This is a genomic window from Lacibacter cauensis (assembly GCF_007830055.1).
In the GTDB taxonomy this organism is placed as follows: domain Bacteria; phylum Bacteroidota; class Bacteroidia; order Chitinophagales; family Chitinophagaceae; genus Lacibacter; species Lacibacter cauensis.
Genome location: NZ_VLLE01000006.1, coordinates 580,465 through 598,513, shown reverse-complemented (window position 1 = coordinate 598,513; position 18,049 = coordinate 580,465). Strand labels below are relative to the sequence as shown.

At 42.3% G+C, this 18,049-nt stretch carries 13 protein-coding genes; 3 read left to right on the top strand and 10 right to left on the bottom strand.

The window, feature by feature from the left end; all coding sequences use genetic code 11:
• Nucleotides 1-3 precede the first annotated feature (3 nt).
• On the top strand, nt 4-1,371 hold the full coding sequence (locus IQ13_RS19245) for a 3-keto-disaccharide hydrolase (RefSeq protein WP_144888309.1): 1,368 nt from the start codon (nt 4-6) through the stop codon (nt 1,369-1,371).
• Between the two features lie 85 nt (nt 1,372-1,456).
• On the opposite strand, the gene IQ13_RS19240 is transcribed toward IQ13_RS19245, so the two are convergent.
• Entirely contained in the window at nt 1,457-2,878 is a 1,422-nt protein-coding gene (locus IQ13_RS19240; protein ID WP_144888307.1) for a Gfo/Idh/MocA family protein, read from the bottom strand.
• A gap of 238 nt (nt 2,879-3,116) precedes the next feature.
• Between IQ13_RS19240 and IQ13_RS19235 the strand changes: the two genes are divergently transcribed.
• The gene (locus IQ13_RS19235) at nt 3,117-4,346 is read left to right on the top strand and encodes an MFS transporter (protein WP_144888305.1); all 1,230 of its coding nucleotides are present in this window, start codon (nt 3,117-3,119) and stop codon (nt 4,344-4,346) included.
• A gap of 66 nt (nt 4,347-4,412) precedes the next feature.
• A complete protein-coding gene (locus IQ13_RS19230) occupies nt 4,413-5,135 on the top strand; it encodes a glycosyltransferase family 2 protein (RefSeq protein WP_144888302.1) in 723 nt (240 codons plus the stop codon).
• 69 nt (nt 5,136-5,204) lie between these two features.
• Here IQ13_RS19230 and IQ13_RS19225 read toward each other — a convergent pair whose 3' ends face one another.
• The 9 genes from IQ13_RS19225 to recJ form a co-directional block, all read right to left on the bottom strand.
• A complete protein-coding gene (locus tag IQ13_RS19225) occupies nt 5,205-6,860 on the bottom strand; it encodes an ArnT family glycosyltransferase (RefSeq protein ID WP_144888300.1) in 1,656 nt (551 codons plus the stop codon).
• Between the two features lie 55 nt (nt 6,861-6,915).
• Nucleotides 6,916-7,791, bottom strand: coding sequence for an aldo/keto reductase (locus IQ13_RS19220; protein ID WP_144888299.1), 876 nt, complete (start codon nt 7,789-7,791; stop codon nt 6,916-6,918).
• Entirely contained in the window at nt 7,788-9,383 is a 1,596-nt protein-coding gene (locus tag IQ13_RS19215; protein ID WP_158637444.1) for a L,D-transpeptidase family protein, read from the bottom strand. The genes IQ13_RS19220 and IQ13_RS19215 overlap by 4 nt, the downstream gene beginning before the upstream one ends.
• A gap of 117 nt (nt 9,384-9,500) precedes the next feature.
• Nucleotides 9,501-9,950 carry a 50S ribosomal protein L9 gene (gene rplI, locus IQ13_RS19210; RefSeq protein ID WP_144888294.1) on the bottom strand — a complete coding sequence of 150 codons (450 nt, stop codon included), beginning with the start codon at nt 9,948-9,950 and terminating at the stop codon, nt 9,501-9,503.
• 84 nt (nt 9,951-10,034) lie between these two features.
• The gene (gene rpsR / locus IQ13_RS19205) at nt 10,035-10,298 is read right to left on the bottom strand and encodes a 30S ribosomal protein S18 (protein ID WP_129130194.1); all 264 of its coding nucleotides are present in this window, start codon (nt 10,296-10,298) and stop codon (nt 10,035-10,037) included.
• A 3-nt stretch (nt 10,299-10,301) separates the two neighbouring features.
• Complete coding sequence (gene rpsF / locus IQ13_RS19200; protein ID WP_144888292.1) at nt 10,302-10,655, bottom strand: 30S ribosomal protein S6; 354 nt, start codon at nt 10,653-10,655, stop codon at nt 10,302-10,304.
• A gap of 260 nt (nt 10,656-10,915) precedes the next feature.
• On the bottom strand, nt 10,916-15,523 hold the full coding sequence (locus IQ13_RS19195) for a T9SS-dependent choice-of-anchor J family protein (protein ID WP_144888290.1): 4,608 nt from the start codon (nt 15,521-15,523) through the stop codon (nt 10,916-10,918).
• A 148-nt stretch (nt 15,524-15,671) separates the two neighbouring features.
• Nucleotides 15,672-16,352 carry a class I SAM-dependent methyltransferase gene (locus IQ13_RS19190; protein WP_144888288.1) on the bottom strand — a complete coding sequence of 227 codons (681 nt, stop codon included), beginning with the start codon at nt 16,350-16,352 and terminating at the stop codon, nt 15,672-15,674.
• On the bottom strand, nt 16,349-18,049 hold the full coding sequence (gene recJ, locus IQ13_RS19185) for a single-stranded-DNA-specific exonuclease RecJ (RefSeq protein ID WP_144888286.1): 1,701 nt from the start codon (nt 18,047-18,049) through the stop codon (nt 16,349-16,351). Before recJ ends, IQ13_RS19190 begins: the two co-directional genes overlap by 4 nt.

The following is an 18,049-nucleotide window of genomic DNA, read 5'->3' as shown; positions in this document are numbered from 1 at the left end:
TTTATGAAACAATTAGTAACGATCGCTTTCATTCTTTTTGCACTCAGTGCTTCTTCGCAAAGCAACAACTGGCAATCTTTATTTGATGGCAAAACACTTAACGGCTGGAAACAGATGACGGGCTCTGCTCCTTATACAGTAGAGAACGGGCAAATTGTTGGTACAACAGTGCCCGGCTCGCCTAATTCTTTTTTAGCAAGTGAGCAACGCTTCAGCGGCGATTTTGTATTGGAGCTGGAAGCAATGATGACGGATACAACTACTAACTCCGGCGTGCAGTTCAAAAGCAACTTCGATCCGAAAGCAAGCAATGGTAAAGGACGCATCTACGGTTATCAATTCGACTTTGATCCTTCTTCACGCAAATGGAGTGGTGGTATTTATGATGAAGGAAGAAGAGAATGGTTATACCCTGTTTCGCATAATCCGAAAGGACAACTCTTTTTTTCTCCAAACGTTTATCACAAAATCAGAATTGAGTGTATTGGTAATGCGGTAAAAACCTGGTTAGATGGTGTTGCCGTTTCTTATGTGGTTGATACATTAACAACCAACGAAGGTATTCTTGCTTTGCAGGTACATTCAATTGGTAAACCTGAACATGCAGGTGTAAAAGTGTATTGGAAAAATATCCGCATTCAAACAAAAGGTATCCAGGCAAAAGCTTTTCCAAAAGGAGTTTATGTAGCGAACCTGCAACCAAACGAATTAACGGCATACGAAAAACAAAATGGCTGGAAATTATTGTTTGATGGAAAAACAACGAACGGTTGGGTTGGTGCTAACAAAACTACTTTTCCTGAAAAAGGATGGGAAGTGAAAGATGGTGTATTAAAAGTATTACCATCAACAGGTGGCGAATCAACCAACGGTGGTGATATTGTTACCAAAGAACAATACAGTGCATTTGAGCTTTCGTTCGATTTTAAATTAACCAAAGGTGCTAACAGCGGCGTGAAATATTTTGTTACACTTAACGAAAAAAGCAGCGGCTCGGCAATTGGTTTAGAATATCAACTGCTCGATGATACACTGCACCCCGATGCAAAAGCCGGACGTGATGGTAACCGTACCTTGGCTTCATTGTACGATCTTATCAAAGCACAGAAAACTGCACGCTTCATCCGCCAGCCCGGCAACTGGAATACTGCACGCATCATTGTTTATCCCAACAATCATGTTGAGCATTATCTCAATGGTATTAAAGTGCTGGAATACGATCGTGGTTCGCAGGCGTTTCGTGATTTAGTTGCCATCAGCAAATACAAAGTATGGCCCAACTTTGGTGAAGCAGCAAAGGGACATATTTTATTGCAGGATCACGGTAACGAAGTTTGGTTCAGAAGTATTAAAATAAGGGAACTGAAATGATAAGTGATGAGTTTGTTCATCCTATAAACAAAGAAGCCAACTGATTACAGTTGGCTTCTTTGTTATGTACTCGTCAGACGATGTGTTACACTTTATAGTACTGCTCCCATCCTTTACGTGGCGGTGGGCCAATCAACAATTCGTTTGCACGTTTGCTGCTGGTGATGATTTTTTTGCTTCTGTCAAATACAATTTTCTCACCAGTCCATTGCGCCAATACACCTAAGCAAAACACCTGGCTTAACGGACCAGCTATCGAAAACGGTGAACGTGTTTTTTCTTCTCCCTTACATGCTTTTAAAAAGTTGGCGAAGTGATTGGATGGACTCTTTGGAACTTCCGGCAGCTTCGATGCCATGTCTTTTGCTTTTGCTTCAGGAATGATCGACAATGTACTTGCATGCGAACCACCTTTGAACGTAAGTTCTTTACTGTAAATTATTTTTCCGGGATTCAATTTCGCCTGGATAGCTCCTGTACTTGGCGGCGGAATGCTTGGATCTAAACCCTGTACACCATATCCTTCCGGAATAGGAGGTAAGTTGTCAACGCCATCATACCATTTCACTTCTACAGGCGGCATGTTACCACGTTTCGGAAACTTGAATGAAAGAGTAGTTGACATGGGGTAGAAGAAATTATTATGTCCATCTAACCTGATCGGATCAACTTCGTACGGCAAACCAAGATCAAGGAACTCATGTGCAGTATCAAGTATATGTGCACCCCAATCGCCCAAGGCACCCATACCAAAATCGAACCAGCAACGCCATTGTCCGTTTACAAAATCTTTGTTGTACGAATGTCCCTGTGTTTGCATTTGCCAAACATCCCAATCGAGAGTTGATGGAATGGGTTCTGCTGCAGGAAATGAAGTAATCTTCGGATTCCATCCATGCCAGCGGCGTGCAGAGTTCATGTGTGCAGTAATTGCTGTTACATCTTTAATGATGCCTGCTTCTTTCCATGCTTTAAACTGGAAATAATTTGCTTCCGAATGTCCCTGGTTACCCATTTGCGTAACTACTTTCGGATGCTTGGCAGCGGCTTTCATCATCAATTCTACTTCCTGGAAAGTGCGAGCCATCGGCTTTTCTACATACACATGCTTACCCAGGCTAATAGCCATCATGGTAATGGGGAAGTGCGCAAAGTCGGGTACGCCAATCGACACCGCTTCAATCTGGTTGCCCATCTTATCAAACATCTGGCGGAAGTCTTTAAAGCGTGGCACATTCGGAAATTGCTTAATGATGTTTTGTGTATGCGGAGCTTCCATATCCACATCGCAAAGCGCCACAATGTTTGCCAGACCTGTTTTATACAGTTCCTGGATAATTTCTGCACCACGGTTACCAATACCAATACAGGCAAGGTTTACTTTGTCGCCAGCTTTTGTTCCAAAGCTTCTTCCATTTGCAAGTAATAAGCCGGGGGTGGCGGCTGCAGCAGAGGCAAGCAGGGCCTGCTGTAAAAATTTTCTTCTTGAATAATTGTTGCCGGACATGCGTTTCGATTGTTTTTGTTATGACAAGAATTAAGTGTGTTTAAAGATAAGTATTAATGCAGTTGCTTATTACGAACAGGTATTCGGTTGCGCATGGTTTTTACCGTTGCTGTAAAGGATAATCTTCTGTTCATTCGTCTTGTCGTAAATTTGCTGCTTGCCCGGAACAAGCCTGCACTGCACCAACCACCGGGAAAGCCTTTACCCTCTGCAACCGGATTTTAAAAGATTGAAGAGTATGAGTAAAAATGAACGACTGATTATTGCGTTGCTGGCTGCTATCAACTTTACCCACATCCTTGATTTTATGATCATGATGCCGTTGGGTAATTACCTGATGCCCTACTTTAAAATATCGCCTCAGCAGTTTACGTTCCTGGTAGGAGCGTACACGCTAACAGCAGGTGTTTCCGGCTTTACTGCTGCTTTTTTTGTAAACAATTACGATCGTAAAAAAGTATTACTGTACGGTTATACCGGTTTTTTGCTGGGCACTATTGCCTGCGGTATTGCTCCAACGTTTGAGCTGTTGCTGGCAGCTCGTATACTAGCAGGCATGTTCGGTGGTTTAATTGGGGCGCAGGTATTATCCATCGTGGCCGATATTATTCCATACGAACGCAGAGGGGCGGCCATGGGCGCTATTATGAGTGCCTTTGCAGTAGCATCTACATTCGGCGTTCCGTTTTCGTTATACCTCGCTAACATCATCAGCTGGCATGCACCGTTTTTGTTTGTGGGAATTGTAGGCGTTGTTATTATTCCGTTGGTATCGAAATATCTTCCCTCCATGAGCGGACACATTAAGGAAAAAGAAGCTGATCATAATAAGTTTGAAGTACTGCAGGTTGTGGTTGAAAATCCAACACAACGATTGGCGTTGTTGTTTTCATTTTTAATGATGATGGGGCATTTTCTGATCATTCCTTTCATTAATCCGTACATGGAGTTTAATAATGGTTATTCTAAAACCGTAACGCCCATGATTTATCTTGTTGGAGGTATTTCATCTTTCTTCGCCGCCAATATTTTGGGTAAGATATCCGACAGGTATGGTAAACTACCGGTGTTTTCAGTTTCTGTATTACTTTCCTTATTGTTTGTTTGGGTCATTACCAATCTGCCACCTGTACATATTGCACTTATGCTGAGTTTGTTTGCCGTTTGGTTTGTGTTGGCAACGGGGCGGAGTGTGGCTGCGCAGGCAATGATCAGCAATGTGGTTACACCACAACACCGGGGCAGTTTTATGAGCTTTAACAGCAGCGTGCAGCAATTAGGTACAGCAGCAGCTTCGTTTATTGCGGGTATGATTGTAATAAAAGGAGAGGATGGAAAAATTCAACACTACAACTGGCTGGGCTACTTAAGTATCGTGGTGCTGGTGGTTTGCTTCTTCCTGGCAAGACGGCTGTTTTATAAAATGACCAACCAGCCTGCCTTTTCAACACAAGCTAAAAAACAGTAGCAAACAGAATGCAGCTGCTCTTGCCGATTCTTCGTAAACTTGCAGCTTCAACCCGAACAGCATTTCATGAATCAACCGATCACTAAGCTTTCAATTGTTATTCCGGCCTACAATGAAGGGAAAACAATTCACCGTATTCTTGATAAGATCACGGATGTACAACTGCTGAACAATATTCAAAAAGAGGTGATTATTGTAAATGACTGTAGTAAGGATGATACCAAAGAAGCGATTGAACGGTATATGCAAAACTCAGCCTTACCAATTGTGCTGTACAACCACGAAATCAATAAAGGGAAAGGAGCAGCATTACATACCGGTATTAAACAGGCTACAGGTGATTTAGTAATTATTCAGGATGCCGACCTGGAATACGATCCGCAGGAATACAATGTGCTTCTGAAACCTGTGCTGGATGGATTTGCAGATGTGGTATATGGTTCACGGTTTATGGGTGGCAATGCGCATCGCATTTTATTCTTCTGGCACAGCATCGGTAATAAAGTGCTCACTACATTATCGAACATGTTTACCAATCTGAACTTAACAGATATGGAAACCTGTTATAAACTTTTTCGCAGGGAAATTATTCAGCGGCTCGATTTGAAAGAAACACGTTTTGGTTTTGAACCGGAAGTAACGGCGAAGATTTCACGCCAGCCTGATATCCGTATTTACGAGGTGGGTATTTCTTATTACGGAAGAACCTATGCCGAAGGAAAGAAGATCAACTGGAAAGATGGTTTTCGTGCTATTTACTGTATCCTCAAGTATAATTTGTTTCGATAAATTTCAGGCAGAGCAAAATCTGCGCTTGCTTTAGCTTTTTTTCTCTACGTTAAAAAGAAAGAGGATTCTCTACAACAATTTTACCACGTAATATTTTTTGCATTGTGCATCACGTGTGTCCTTGTTGAGGAACTTACCTGTTAATGCAGTTACATGATAATCGAGTCCTTCCTGTGCCACTTCAAAATGAATGTTGCGTTCTGCAAGGTCTCTCAATCCTTCTTCCATCGTAAGCAGGTACATCCCACTGTTAATGTTGTTCAAATCATTCAGGCTTTTTACTATGCGTTTACTGTAGAAGTGCAGCGAAGTACCATTGCCTGAAAACTTATACAGGAAGAATTTGTCTTTCGGAATATTTTGTTCCGTTACAAAACGACCGGCAGTATTACCTGCCTGGTAGTTTAACAAGCTGGGGTAAAACCAACTGCTGAGAAAAATATTTAAACCAATAATTGCTGAAAGTGATAAGGCAATGAGTTTACGATTGATGTTTTTATTGAAGAGTAATGCAGCAGCTGCAATAACCGAAACAGCAGCAACAATCCAGGGCCATGCTGATGCGGCAGGAAATGCAAACAACAAAATAAGGAATGGCGCAGCAAGTAATACCATGATCACCAACCATTGAATGGGTACAATCGTTAACCGCAGCCAGTTGAGTTTATTTTCCCAAAACAAACTGTACATCATCTTGGCTGTAATGATGGCAATAAACGGCAACACCACATAGATGTAGTGCGGTAACTGGTATTTTGAAATACCCAATGAGCAATAACTCAACACAAAACCACCTGTTGTTAAAAACTCTTCGTTGCGTGCAACGGTAAAGCGGTTGTAAACGATCATCACCAATTCACGAACGAGGCCTGCAACAAAGAATAGCGTCCAAGGTAACATCCCCCACAATAAGTTCTCAAACAAAAAACTGAAAGGCGCATTATTGTTCCAAACGTTTTCGCCGGTAATGCGGCCAAAGCTTTGTGTCCAGTAAAAGAATTTTAAACCCGAAACATTCTTTAAGCCATTCACTGTTTTTTCGGGATGAAGATCGAACTGTTGGTACAAACCAATACTCATTGGTACCAACACAACAGCAATTACGACTAATCCCAAAAGATAAACGGGTTGCAAAATTTGTTTCCATTCACGCTTTAAAACAAAATGACTGCCGAATGCAAAGATGGGCACAAACAATGCAATGGGGCCTTTGGTAACCATGCCTGCACCAATAGCTGCAGCACCAAAGAGAAAGTGTTTTATTTTTTTTGATTGATACCATTCTGCCAGTTGCCACATAGCAATGATTACCCAGCTCATTAAAATAGTATCGGTACGTACATCGTTTGTAATTAAGAAAACAGCCTGGCAGGTTGCAAGTACAGCTGCTGCAATTAAGGCAACAGTTCTGTCGTAAAACAATCGTGCAAAACGGAATGTAGCAAGCACTGCAAAAATGGCGAAGAGGATAGAAGGGAACTTGAAGCCGAAATTATTTTCACCAAATATTTTCATTGATATTGCCGATGCCCAGAAAAGAAAAGGTGGCTTATCTAAATAATCTTTTCCCTGCTCATACACCTGCAGGTAGCTGCCACTCTCCTTCATTTCACGGCTCATGGCAGCGTATTGCGATGAATCGACATCCATTGTATCAACACCCAATGCAACAAAATAAACAGCACAGATAAGTGCAAATAGAACGGCAATGGTAGTCTTGTTCATAAAGAGGATTTAGTGAATAAGTGCACGAAACTACAACCGTTTTCCCGAAGAACCGTTAAGCAACTTCTCTTCCCGTGCTTGCTCGCCACATCATAAACCAGTCTTCACGTTCAAGTTTAATATTCGTTGCATCTACAGCGGCTTTTATGCGCTCAATTTTAGAGGTGCCGGTTACAGGATAAATGCGGGATGGATGTGTGAGCAGCCAGCTGAACAATAATACATCTGCAGAAGCATTGTATTTATCGGCAAGCAAGTTGGCCACGGCAAGAATCCGTTTGTTACGTTCATCTTCATCGTCGGCAAATAAATTGCCACCACCCAACGGGCTCCATGCCATTGGAATAAGGCTGTGTTGCTGACATTGATCGAGTGTGCCATCGCCAAACGGATCGAGATGCAACACTGAACATTCAATTTGATTGACACTGATGGGGAATCGGCTGCGGATAAGATCAACCTGCCATTTGCGAAAGTTGGATACGCCAAACTGTAATACTTTACCTTCTTTCTGCAATTGCTCAAATGCTGCAGCTACTTCTTCTGCATTGAATAAAGGATCAGGACGATGAATGAGTAAACAATCAATATAATCGGTGGAGAGATTTTTTAAGGATTGCTCAACTGATTGTGTGATATGGGTGAAGGATGTATCGTACGATTTTATTTTATGCTGCGGACGATGAGCAGAAAGCATTCGAATGCCGCATTTGGTAATGAGTTGCATTTGCTGCCTTAGCGAAGGCTCGTGTTTCAACACCTTACCAAATTCTTCTTCTGTTGTATAGTCACCATAAATATCTGCATGGTCAAAAGTAGTAACACCCAGCTGCAAACAATTTTTGATCATTGCTTCGTATGCGGCTGTATTAAAGTGTGCACCCCATGCACCCCATTTCATGGTGCCTGCTATAATTCTGGAATAACTCATTTAAGGTTTGAATTTTCGATGATCATTTCTGCAAGCCGGCTGTCTCTTTTATACAGATCGTTCCGGAAATTGATCCGTCCATCACGGTCGACCCAGGCAGTAAAATAAGCAATAAACACTGGTATTGGTTTCGCCACTTTCACATAAAATTCTTTTTCGGCATTCATGGCCGAGTCGATGCGGGCTTCTGTCCATTCGGGTTGATGACGTAATACATAAATTGCTAAACGTCTTGGTTCTTCCACACGAATACATCCATGGCTGAAGGCCCGTCTGTCCTGGCTGAACAACGATTTGGAAGGTGTGTCGTGCAAATAAATACTGTGGCTGTTCGGGAACAGGAATTTTACCTTTCCCAGTGCATTCCACGGGCCAGGAATTTGACGGATGTTGTTGCCATTCCATTCCATGTGGTTACGTTCAAGATAATTTTTGTTACGACGGATGGCAGGTAAAATTTCTTTGTTCTTGATGCTTGTTGGTACATTCCAATACGGACTAAACACAACCGTATTCAACATGCCGTTAAAGATGGCGGTTTTGTTCAGTTCTGTACCAACCACCACATTCATACTCCATGCAAGTGAATCGTTTTCGTACGCATGGAATTTAAATTCGGGAATGTTGACAACAATATAATCACGGTTGAGTGCAACAGGTAACCAACGGCAACGCTCCATGTTTACAATGATCTGCTCAATACGTTTCGCTAAGGGAAAATTGAGTTCTGCAATCATACTTCTGCCAACAATGCCATCATCTTTAATGCCGTACCGTTGCTGAAAATTCTTCACTGCAGTTTCCAGCTCTGCATCAAACAGGTTCGATTGGTTGTTGCGTTTAAGATCGCCCAGCAACTGCAAATGTTCTTTTATTTCGGTAATTACTTTGCTGCTGTCGCCCAAGCGATAACTTTTTTTATCTGCTTTTATCGGTTTCCATTTGCCGCTTTGTTCAATGCTGCGGTATTGTTTTAAAAAGTTTTTGAGTAATCCATATTGCCGGAATACCGGTTCTGTACTCATGAAAGCAGACGAAGGAACATTCAGTAACGAATCCAGAAACGCAACATAGGATAATTTTTTTCGTGGCAGGTTCCAGTTACTTGCCTGCATTCCTTTAGCACCAAGCCCTGTCCAGATCGTTTTAGCATAAAAGAAATATTGTGCAGTAAGCATCAGTTCAATGCTGCTGTTGGGCTGCCCGGTAAAAGTTTCTGTTGAATCGTTATCCATCAACGCATGAAACTCGTTGTGGTAAATAAGCTTTGGCGTAACACCTTCGTCAGAAATGTTTTCAATCTTATTGTAGAGATTACCTGCCTGTTCAAGAATGCCATTTTGATCGAACCAGGCATAAGCGTAATTACGCTGACGATAAAAATTCAGAAGCTCTTTTTCGTATACTTTTAGCTTTGGATATTGTTTAAAGAAAGCAGGAATAGCCGAGCTGTCGAACTTAAGTTGGGTTTGTGTGCTGAAGTTGCCGGGCAGTGTAATGTCGGCAGGTTGCTTTTTCGGAATGGTATCAGCAGTTTGTTCGTGGTTTTTTCCGTTCGATGATTTGCAAGCAGGTAAAGCAAGTGCAAACAAGCAGCAAAACAGAAGTGGGTAAAGTGTTTTATGCAGCATAGAAAATGATATCTGTAGTGAAAATAAAAAAGTCCCGCTAAAAAAGCGGGACTTCTGTTTATTTTCAATTGAAGGGAATTAAGCTTCTGCTACGATTTCCAGTTCAATTTCAGCTTCGTTACCGTTTGCAAAATCAACTTTTGCTTTGTAAGTACCAAGCTCTTTCACTTCATCAGTCAGGTGAATCTTACGGCGATCGATTTCATAACCTTTCTGCTCACGGATTGCACGTGCAATCATTACAGTGGTTACGCTACCGAAAATTTTGCCGCTTGTGCCTGTTTTAGCAGTAAGTTTTACAGGAGCTTCAGTAAGCTTAGCAATAACCGACTTAATTTCAGCCATCATTGCATCTTCTTTCTTCTTCTGTACTTTTAAACGTTCTGCTAACTGCTTCAGGTTAGAAGGTGAAGCTTCTACAGCGAATTTTTGAGGGATGAGAAAGTTACGGGCATAACCGTTCTTTACTTTAACTACCTCGTTCTTACCGCCGAGTGTGTTCACATCCTGAATTAAGATTACTTCCATTGTTTTGTTTTTAGTTTCCGTAACCCAGTTTTTACACTGTCTTCCCGCTGTTGGCGGGAGTTAGGGAAAGGTTCACTAATGATTTTATTTCAACAAATCAGTTACGTAAGGCAACAGCGCCATCTGGCGTGCTTTCTTAACAGCATCTGATAATTTACGTTGGTACTTTAAAGAGTTACCGGTTAAACGACGGGGAAGAATTTTACCCTGCTCGTTCAAAAACTTTTTCAGGAACTCAACATCTTTATAATCGATGTAACGGATACCATACTTCTTGAAGCGGCAATATTTTTTACGAGGTTTCTCGGTTTTGATCGCCGTCAGGTATTTGATTTCATTCTTTGCCATGACTTACGCCTCCGCTTTTTCAGTTGAAGATGCTACGCCACTTCTCTTTTTTGCATTGTACTCAACGGCGTATTTGTCGAGTGCAGTGTACATGTGACGGAGCACTTGCTCATCACGGTGAATCTGAATGTTCAGTTTCGCATTAAAGTCAGAAGGAGCTTTGTACTCAACAACCCAATAGATACCGGTTGTTTTTTTCTCGATCGGATAAGCGAGTGACTTTAAACCCCAAGGGTTGCTATGAACCAGTTCGCCGCCGTTAGCGGTAACCAGGTCGATGTAGCGTTTTTGTGCTGCCTTGAATTCGTCATCAGACAGAACAGGGGTAAAAATCACCATCATTTCGTAATTGTTCATTACTGTTTGTGATTTAAAAATTAAAAATTGGGTTTACCCATCGGATCCCTTCCTTGCGGTTGGGAAATCTGCCAATACAGATTTGGGGCTGCAAAGGTAGGGGAATACAGCCGAACTTGTTTCACGAAAGCCCTGTTTTTTCAGGCATTTAGGCATTGTTGCAGTCGGCAAAGCTAATACTGTAAAGGCTTTGCAAAAAAGTGTTGCAAAAAAAGCGCCCCGTTTTGGCGGGGCGCTTTGATTATCAAGGCTTTTGCTTTTTACAGTTTCAGCAGTTTGATGAGTTTGCGCTCATTGCCTTGGATTATTTCTGCGAAATAAATACCCGGGCGGAAGCCTTCGCCAACCTTAACCGGCTGGTTTTGGCCATTATTTATTTGTTGTTCCAGTACCCGACCCTGCACATCCAACACCCGTACAACAATACGCTCGGTACGCTGGCTGCTTACCAGTAAAGTAAATACTGATGTAGATGGGTTAGGTAATACCTGAACGGCCAGTGCGCTACTTACCGGTACTATACGGCTTGCTACTGACGGCTGTGTTGCTATGCAGCTTCCAAGCATATCGCCATGTGCCAGATGGTCGGCTACATCTTCCTTACTGATGCTGATTGCATGTTGGCCACTTCCCGTAAGGTGACAAACGGTAACCTTATCAAGCTTTTTACCACTTCTGATATCGAGTACATCAATTGCTTTCTCAGCAGTTGCTGTACAACCATTGGCATCGGTTACTGTAACCGTATACACTGTTGCAGTTTGCGGGCTTACTGTTGTTGTTGCAGCAGTTGAACCACTTGACCAGCTGTAATTGTACGCTGTAGTTCCGCCACTTGCCGAAGCTGTTAATGTAATAGATGATGCAGGAGCATAACCAATATAAACGGTGTTGGGCAATGTACCTGTTGGCAAAGCATATGCATCGGCAATTGTAACAACAGGATTGCTGTTTACAATTACTGTAGTGCTGCAGGTTGCCTGGTTACCCCAATCGTCAGTTGCTGTCCATACAATAACACTGGTTCCGATATTAAATACGCCACTTGCATTATTACCGATGCCGCTGCGTTCGGTAGCTCCGCTGATGCTGTAGCTGTAGGATAGGGCATCGCCGCAATCGTCTGTAGCAACAAAAGCAGGAACGCTGTACGTATTGTTTTCAACCGCACAGAATTTTACTTCAGCTGTGCAGGTTGTTACTGCAGGTGCAGTGGTGTTTGCAAAACGGTAACGACTGAATACGGGGTAGTGATCGGATGTAGTAGAACCATAATTGCTTACCAGCGATGTAACATCGGTAAGAATTTTAGCGCTGGCAGGCAGATAATCTGTAACGAGGTCGTTCGAAACAGTTACATGATCAATTACATCATTATAACTTACCGTCGATTTTTTGCCTGCTAAACTCAACGGCAGTGTTACCGGTGTAAAGTTTGCAGCATCGTTTGTGAAAATGGAGTACGATGTGGTTGTAAATCCGGCAGTAATGGATTGATCCAAGTCATCATTATAATCACCAAGGATAATGATGTTGTCGTTCGCATAGTTCTGCTGCAAGATGTAATGCAGTGTATCTGCACCACGCTTTCTTCTGTTATACGATTCAGTAGTAGGTGATGTATTTGCCTTTGCATGTACCAGGATAAACTTCACTGGTTTGGTTACACAATTCAACGTAACATCGGCGCTCAACATATATGGGAAACGACCGCTTGCCCAATAATTGTAAGCAGGGTTTGTAAGATCGGCAGCAGAGTTAATGCCTTGCGATAACAACGCTGTAGTACTTACATTACTCAGTACAGAAGTTTTGTAAATAAAGGCCAGCTTCTGTGCACTTGCTAACGCCGAAGGCGGGTTAGCACTTGTATTTGTATGCGAACCGTAGTTGCTGATAGCATACGTATAGCCGGGCATCTGGCTTACTATCGCAGCTAAACGTTCCTCACTTACTACTTCAGCCAATGCATAAACATCTGCATTAAGATTGCTGAGAATTGTTTTTACGTTCTGTTGCTGTTGATCGTTATTTGTTGGTCCGTTGTCAACACTGCCAAACCATTCCACGTTCCAGTTGACTACTTCCAGTGTTGTAACAGGATCAATACTGGAACCGCCAAGACTGATGGCTGCAGTAAGATCGCCACTGTTGATACTGATGCTTCCTGTAAAATTTTGGTTGTTTTGTGTTGGAGCAAAACGTACAGTGATTGTTTTAAAGAGGTTGTTTGCTTCTGCAACAGTATACGTAACAGAAGAGCTGAACGTAACACCATCTTTCGATAAGCCAAAAGCTCCTGTTGCTGTGAGTGTAATATCATTTGTAAGATCGTTGCCAACCAGTGTAAATGTTTTATCGGCTGTACTGCCTGCAGCTGCAAATGCAAACTGCATATCAGTTGTGCTTACAGTTAAGCTTGGTGGCGGAGGAACAGGTGAATTGCCAAGCGCAATATCATCCAGTGTCCAACGTGCACCTTCATCATCATCCGACACATACACGAATGCAAAATGTACATTGCTTCCTTTGAATGCAGAAAGGTTGATGTTTTCTGACAAGGTCCATACGTTAGAAGTTTGTCCGGGGAACTTGCCATTAATATCCGTCCACGTTGCAGCAGAAGGATCTCCGCTTACATAATCAGTAGAAACTTTCAATTGTAATGGCTGACCGTTAAATGCTGTACGGCTCCAGAACGAAAGCAATGGATAATCTGTTGCAGTCAAATCGAACGAAGGCGAAATCAACCAATCGGTATTGGGAACATTGGTGCCGCCTGCAAAACCATTTATTTGAACTCCATTTGCAAGTGATGCAGTAGTCGAATTCGGATCACGACCAAATGGTGTACATGCCCATACAATGCTTCCCAGCTGGCTGTATTGTGTAAAGCCATCGCTTAAAGCGGAAGAGCAGTTTTGAAAATTGGCAACATAAATGTTGATACCGGTTGTAAATGCCCATGTACTGCTGCCGGTAATGCCGGCAAACGGATTGCCTTCGAGATCGGTTACAACACCGGCCGCCACTTCAAAATAATAAGCAGTGTTAACCTGTAAATTGGTTACGTTCACACTCAACGTACGACCGTTTAATACGGCATCATTTACGGCAATTGTACGAACAATGCTATTGTCGCTTGCTTTCTTTAATATGATATTGCCGCTTCCCTTTACAACATCTTCGTTGAAAGTAATCGACGATGTGAAGTTTACAGCAATATTTGTTGCACCATTTAACGGCGACAGCATGGTTGCGGTTGGGGGGATAAGATCAACAGGATTTGCTTCGATGGTGAAATCGTCAATGGCCAAACCATGATCTGAACCGTTGTGATCGATATCTTCCCAACGGATCATGATCTCATCGTTTGGTGCAATGTTCAGATTTCTGATTGTGTAGGAAATGCCTGTTGAATTGGCGGTAGCGTTGCCATCCAAAGCTGTTGCAGATGCTTCGGTAACAGGGCTGGTAAAATTCAAATCAGTGATGGGGGTCCATGTGCCGCTTGTAAGCGATGTAAGTGCTGAAGCACTGCTTTGGAAAGCGAAATTTACTGTATTGCTTGTTCCACTTCCACCATTTCGCCATTGCTCACCTTTGTAAGTGATTTTAAGTTTGGTAATAGTAGCGCCGCTGTTGTTCTTAAAGCGTGCACCATAGAAAACTGTTCCTGTACCACTTGAACCAACAGAGCCCAATGCTCTTTCTGTGCTCAACGCATCACCAAAACTATAAAGAGCACCTGTATTCGAACTTCCGGTTCCGCTATTATAGGTTGTACGGGATGAATACCAACCTGCAATTGTTGAGTTATTCGTCCAAACTAAACCAGTGCCGGTGCTTGCGAGTGTATTAAAGTTCTGCGCATAACTTGTGCTTAAGAGAATGGCGCCCGGAGCCGGAACATCATCGTCTAATAAATTAATGGTTGCAGTAGCACCACCAATAACAGCAGGACTACTTACAGATGTAATTGTAAGCAGCACTGTTTCTGCAGCCTCGATATCTGCATCGTTCAATACGTTAATGGTAACCGTTGCCGATGAACTTCCGGCCGGAATAGTAACAGATCCGGTTGATGCGTTGGAGTAGTCTACGCCAGCTGTTGCAGTTCCTGCTAAAGAATAATTAATCAAAATGCCACCTGTCGGGGCAGGAGCAGAGCTTGTTATACTGAATGTTCCATTTGTTGCCGGTTCGGAAGCATTAATGCCTGCGCTTGCACTTACCGAAAGCACAGATCCTGAACAAGGGTTGAGGCTTGTTGCAGTATTCCGGGGAGTTGGTGTGCCTGTTGCAAAATCGGTTGAGTTGATATTATTATCAGTACAACCACTGGCAGCACGTAAAACAGCCAGTGTATTTGATGGGGCAGGCGTTGATCCACTACCTTCAAAACAGTTGGCAGTTGTGCCAAAACCAACAAAGTCTTGCACATTACTTCCTGTTGGACAAGAAGTGCCGGATGTTATTAATGTATTTGTATTTAGCAGGGCTACTTTGCCGGCAGTACCACTCATAGCAATAGTACCGATAGCATCGGGCGTAGGTAACGCTGTAGTACCACCTGCTCCGACAGCTTGTTGAATTAAATAGTATTGACCCGGAGCGAGGGTTACATTGGTTAGGTCTGTTTTTGTCCAAGCAGTACCCGTGGCAGATGCGTATTGTACCGACCAACCGCTGAGGCTTACAGAACTTGTGCCCCTGTTGAACAATTCAATAAAATCGTGTGTGTACGTGGCGCCACTGTTACCACCGCCCCCGTAAACCTGGCTAATCACTACCTGTGAAAAACCAGAGAGGGTTCCTGTTGCTAAAAATAAAAAGCACAGCAACAGCTGCAGTTGAAGTTTTCTCATTGCTTTAGTTTAATTAGAAAATAAAAATGGAAGAATACAGGAGAAAGGATTCGGATTAATCGGCAGGATAATGGAAAATTAAATGTAAAGCGAATGAGGCTTCGGCCAGCAATTTTCAGGTAAAATATTTATTAACTTCTGCGTAAAACTACTGGGTATTACTTTTTTCCAGAATAACACCTTCGAGGTAATTGAACTTTTTAATTCGGAAAGCAACATCAAATCCTTCTTCAAAAAAGAGTTCCTCAAACCGGGGGGTACAATACAAAACAAACAGACGCCGGGGACGCTTCGCCAGGCTGTTATTGATCTTGCGGATAACCTGTTTCATCAGCACTTCATCAAAAGGATTAAAAAGAAAGATGGTGGATACAAGGTCGTCGATTGAAAGAGAGTTGACATCACCCCATATTAATTGGTAGTTAAGTTGTGAATGCTGTTTTTTTATACGAGTAAGATTTTTTTCTGCAGCATCCAGTAACTCTTTGGCAAAATCAATTCCCTCAACATTATTGTACCCGTGCGCTGCTGCTACACACATCGCTCGTCCTTTACCACAGCCAATGTCAAGAAAGGTTCCTTTCTTTGCGGCATCAGGCATTCGTTTAAGTAAGGCTTCGAGTGTAAAATAGTTTACAGGCATGTACTCGGTTGCATGTTTCAACTGGTTGCCTTTCAGTTTTAACCTGGAAACATTAATAGCCGCAGTAGTGTCAATCCTGTATTTGAGCTCCCCTTGTATTTCTTTTTTAAATGTAAACCACCCCAGTTTGCAGCTCCAGTTAGAAGCAATATAATAGAAGTATTTTATGTGATTGAGCAGCTTCAACTGGAAGGTCTTATATCAATAACTTTTAATTGCAGACTTGTTGAGCCATTCCATTCGTTTTCGTCAATCGTGTAGGCAATATCAACTGGTCCGCTTTGTAAAATAGGAAATAAATGAGCGCATCTGAAGCTAATTCCTGTTAAAACTGTATCGTTTTGTTTTACTACAAAACGGATATGTTGCTCTTTTACAATTTTGCTGAAGCCGGTGTCTGTTACTTTTTTCGATACAAAAACTGGTCGCATATTCTCCGGACCAAATGGTTCCATTTGTTTAATGATGTTGAAGAAAGGCTGTTTTATATCAGAAAAATTTAATTCGCTGTCAATGATTATTTCAGGTGTCAGCTGATCATCTTTAATTGTTTCGCTTACTGTTTTTTCAAAGGCTGCAGCAAATGCCTCAATATTTTCGGGAAGAAGGGTAAGGCCAGCGGCGGCAAAGTGTCCTCCGTATCCGAGCAAGTGTTCCTTGCATGCATGAATGGCTTCATATAAATTAAATCCGTTTACACTTCGGGCACTGCCGGCGGCATAATCCCCACTTTTTGTTAATACAATAGTGGGGCGATAATAGTGTTCAGTCAAACGGGATGCAACAATACCTACAACCCCTTTATGCCAGTGCGGCTGATAAAGCACTGTTGTTTTCTTTGTTTTCAGTTTTTCATTGCTGTTAATGATATGCAGGGCCTCCTCGGTTATTGACATATCGGCTTCCTTCCGGTCATCATTATCTGCATGCAGCATTTCTGCGTAGGTTAGTGCCTGTTCAAACGAGTCGGCAACAAACATCTCTACAGCTTTTTTTGCATCGTCCATGCGACCTGCAGCATTTACTCTCGGGGCAATAATGAAAACGAGGTTGTTGATGTGCATCTCAGTTCGCACATCACTTAAATGCATCAACGCTTTTATACCATAGGAAGGGTTGCTGTTAACACGCTTCAAACCATGAAACGCAAGTACACGGTTTTCGCCTGTAATCGGCACAATGTCGGCCGCAATTGCTGTTGCAACAAGATCGAGGTAACAGTATATTTTTTCATCGGGAAGCTGATATTTTTCTGCAAGTGCAGTAATTAATTTAAAACCAACTCCACAACCACAAAGTTCTTTGTAAGGGTATAGGCAATCTGTTTGTTTGGGATTGAGAATAGCTGCTGCATCGGGTACTGTTGCATCGGGTAAGTGGTGATCGCAAACAATGAAATCAATACCGAGTTCTTTTGCATAAGCAATCAGGTCAACAGATTTTATGCCGCAGTCGAGCGATACAATGAGCGTAAAATTATTGCTTTTGGCAAAGTCAATTCCTTGTTTCGACACGCCATATCCTTCACGGTAACGGTGTGGAATATAAAAGTCGAGCAGTGATTTTGGATGAATTTGACACAGGAATTGATACATGCATGCTACACTTGTTGTGCCATCAACATCATAATCGCCAAAGACCAGTATTTTTTCAGAAGCTGTAATAGCTTTTGCAATTCGTGCCACAGCTCTATCCATATCTTTCATAAGCCATGGGCTATGCAGATCGTTTAATTGTGGCCTGAAAAAATCTTTTGCTTTTGCAAACGAGTCTATTCCCCGCTGAGCAAGAATTCTGCAGATAACCGGGTGGACTTTTAGTTCTTTCTCTAAAATATCGGTGCCTTTTGGGTTATCAGGTAAAAAAGTCCATCTTTTCTGCAT

What these genes read in the sequence shown, in the direction of transcription:
- IQ13_RS19245 (WP_144888309.1), top strand. Translation starts at nt 4, where the DNA reads ATGAAACAATTAGTAACGATCGCTTTCATTCTTTTTGCACTCAGTGCT.
- IQ13_RS19240 (WP_144888307.1), bottom strand. Translation starts at nt 2,878, where the DNA reads ATGTCCGGCAACAATTATTCAAGAAGAAAATTTTTACAGCAGGCCCTG.
- IQ13_RS19235 (WP_144888305.1), top strand. Translation starts at nt 3,117, where the DNA reads ATGAGTAAAAATGAACGACTGATTATTGCGTTGCTGGCTGCTATCAAC.
- IQ13_RS19230 (WP_144888302.1), top strand. Translation starts at nt 4,413, where the DNA reads ATGAATCAACCGATCACTAAGCTTTCAATTGTTATTCCGGCCTACAAT.
- IQ13_RS19225 (WP_144888300.1), bottom strand. Translation starts at nt 6,860, where the DNA reads ATGAACAAGACTACCATTGCCGTTCTATTTGCACTTATCTGTGCTGTT.
- IQ13_RS19220 (WP_144888299.1), bottom strand. Translation starts at nt 7,791, where the DNA reads ATGAGTTATTCCAGAATTATAGCAGGCACCATGAAATGGGGTGCATGG.
- rplI (WP_144888294.1), bottom strand. Translation starts at nt 9,950, where the DNA reads ATGGAAGTAATCTTAATTCAGGATGTGAACACACTCGGCGGTAAGAAC.
- rpsR (WP_129130194.1), bottom strand. Translation starts at nt 10,298, where the DNA reads ATGGCAAAGAATGAAATCAAATACCTGACGGCGATCAAAACCGAGAAA.
- rpsF (WP_144888292.1), bottom strand. Translation starts at nt 10,655, where the DNA reads ATGAACAATTACGAAATGATGGTGATTTTTACCCCTGTTCTGTCTGAT.
- IQ13_RS19195 (WP_144888290.1), bottom strand. Translation starts at nt 15,523, where the DNA reads ATGAGAAAACTTCAACTGCAGCTGTTGCTGTGCTTTTTATTTTTAGCA.
- recJ (WP_144888286.1), bottom strand. Translation starts at nt 18,049, where the DNA reads ATGCAGAAAAGATGGACTTTTTTACCTGATAACCCAAAAGGCACCGAT.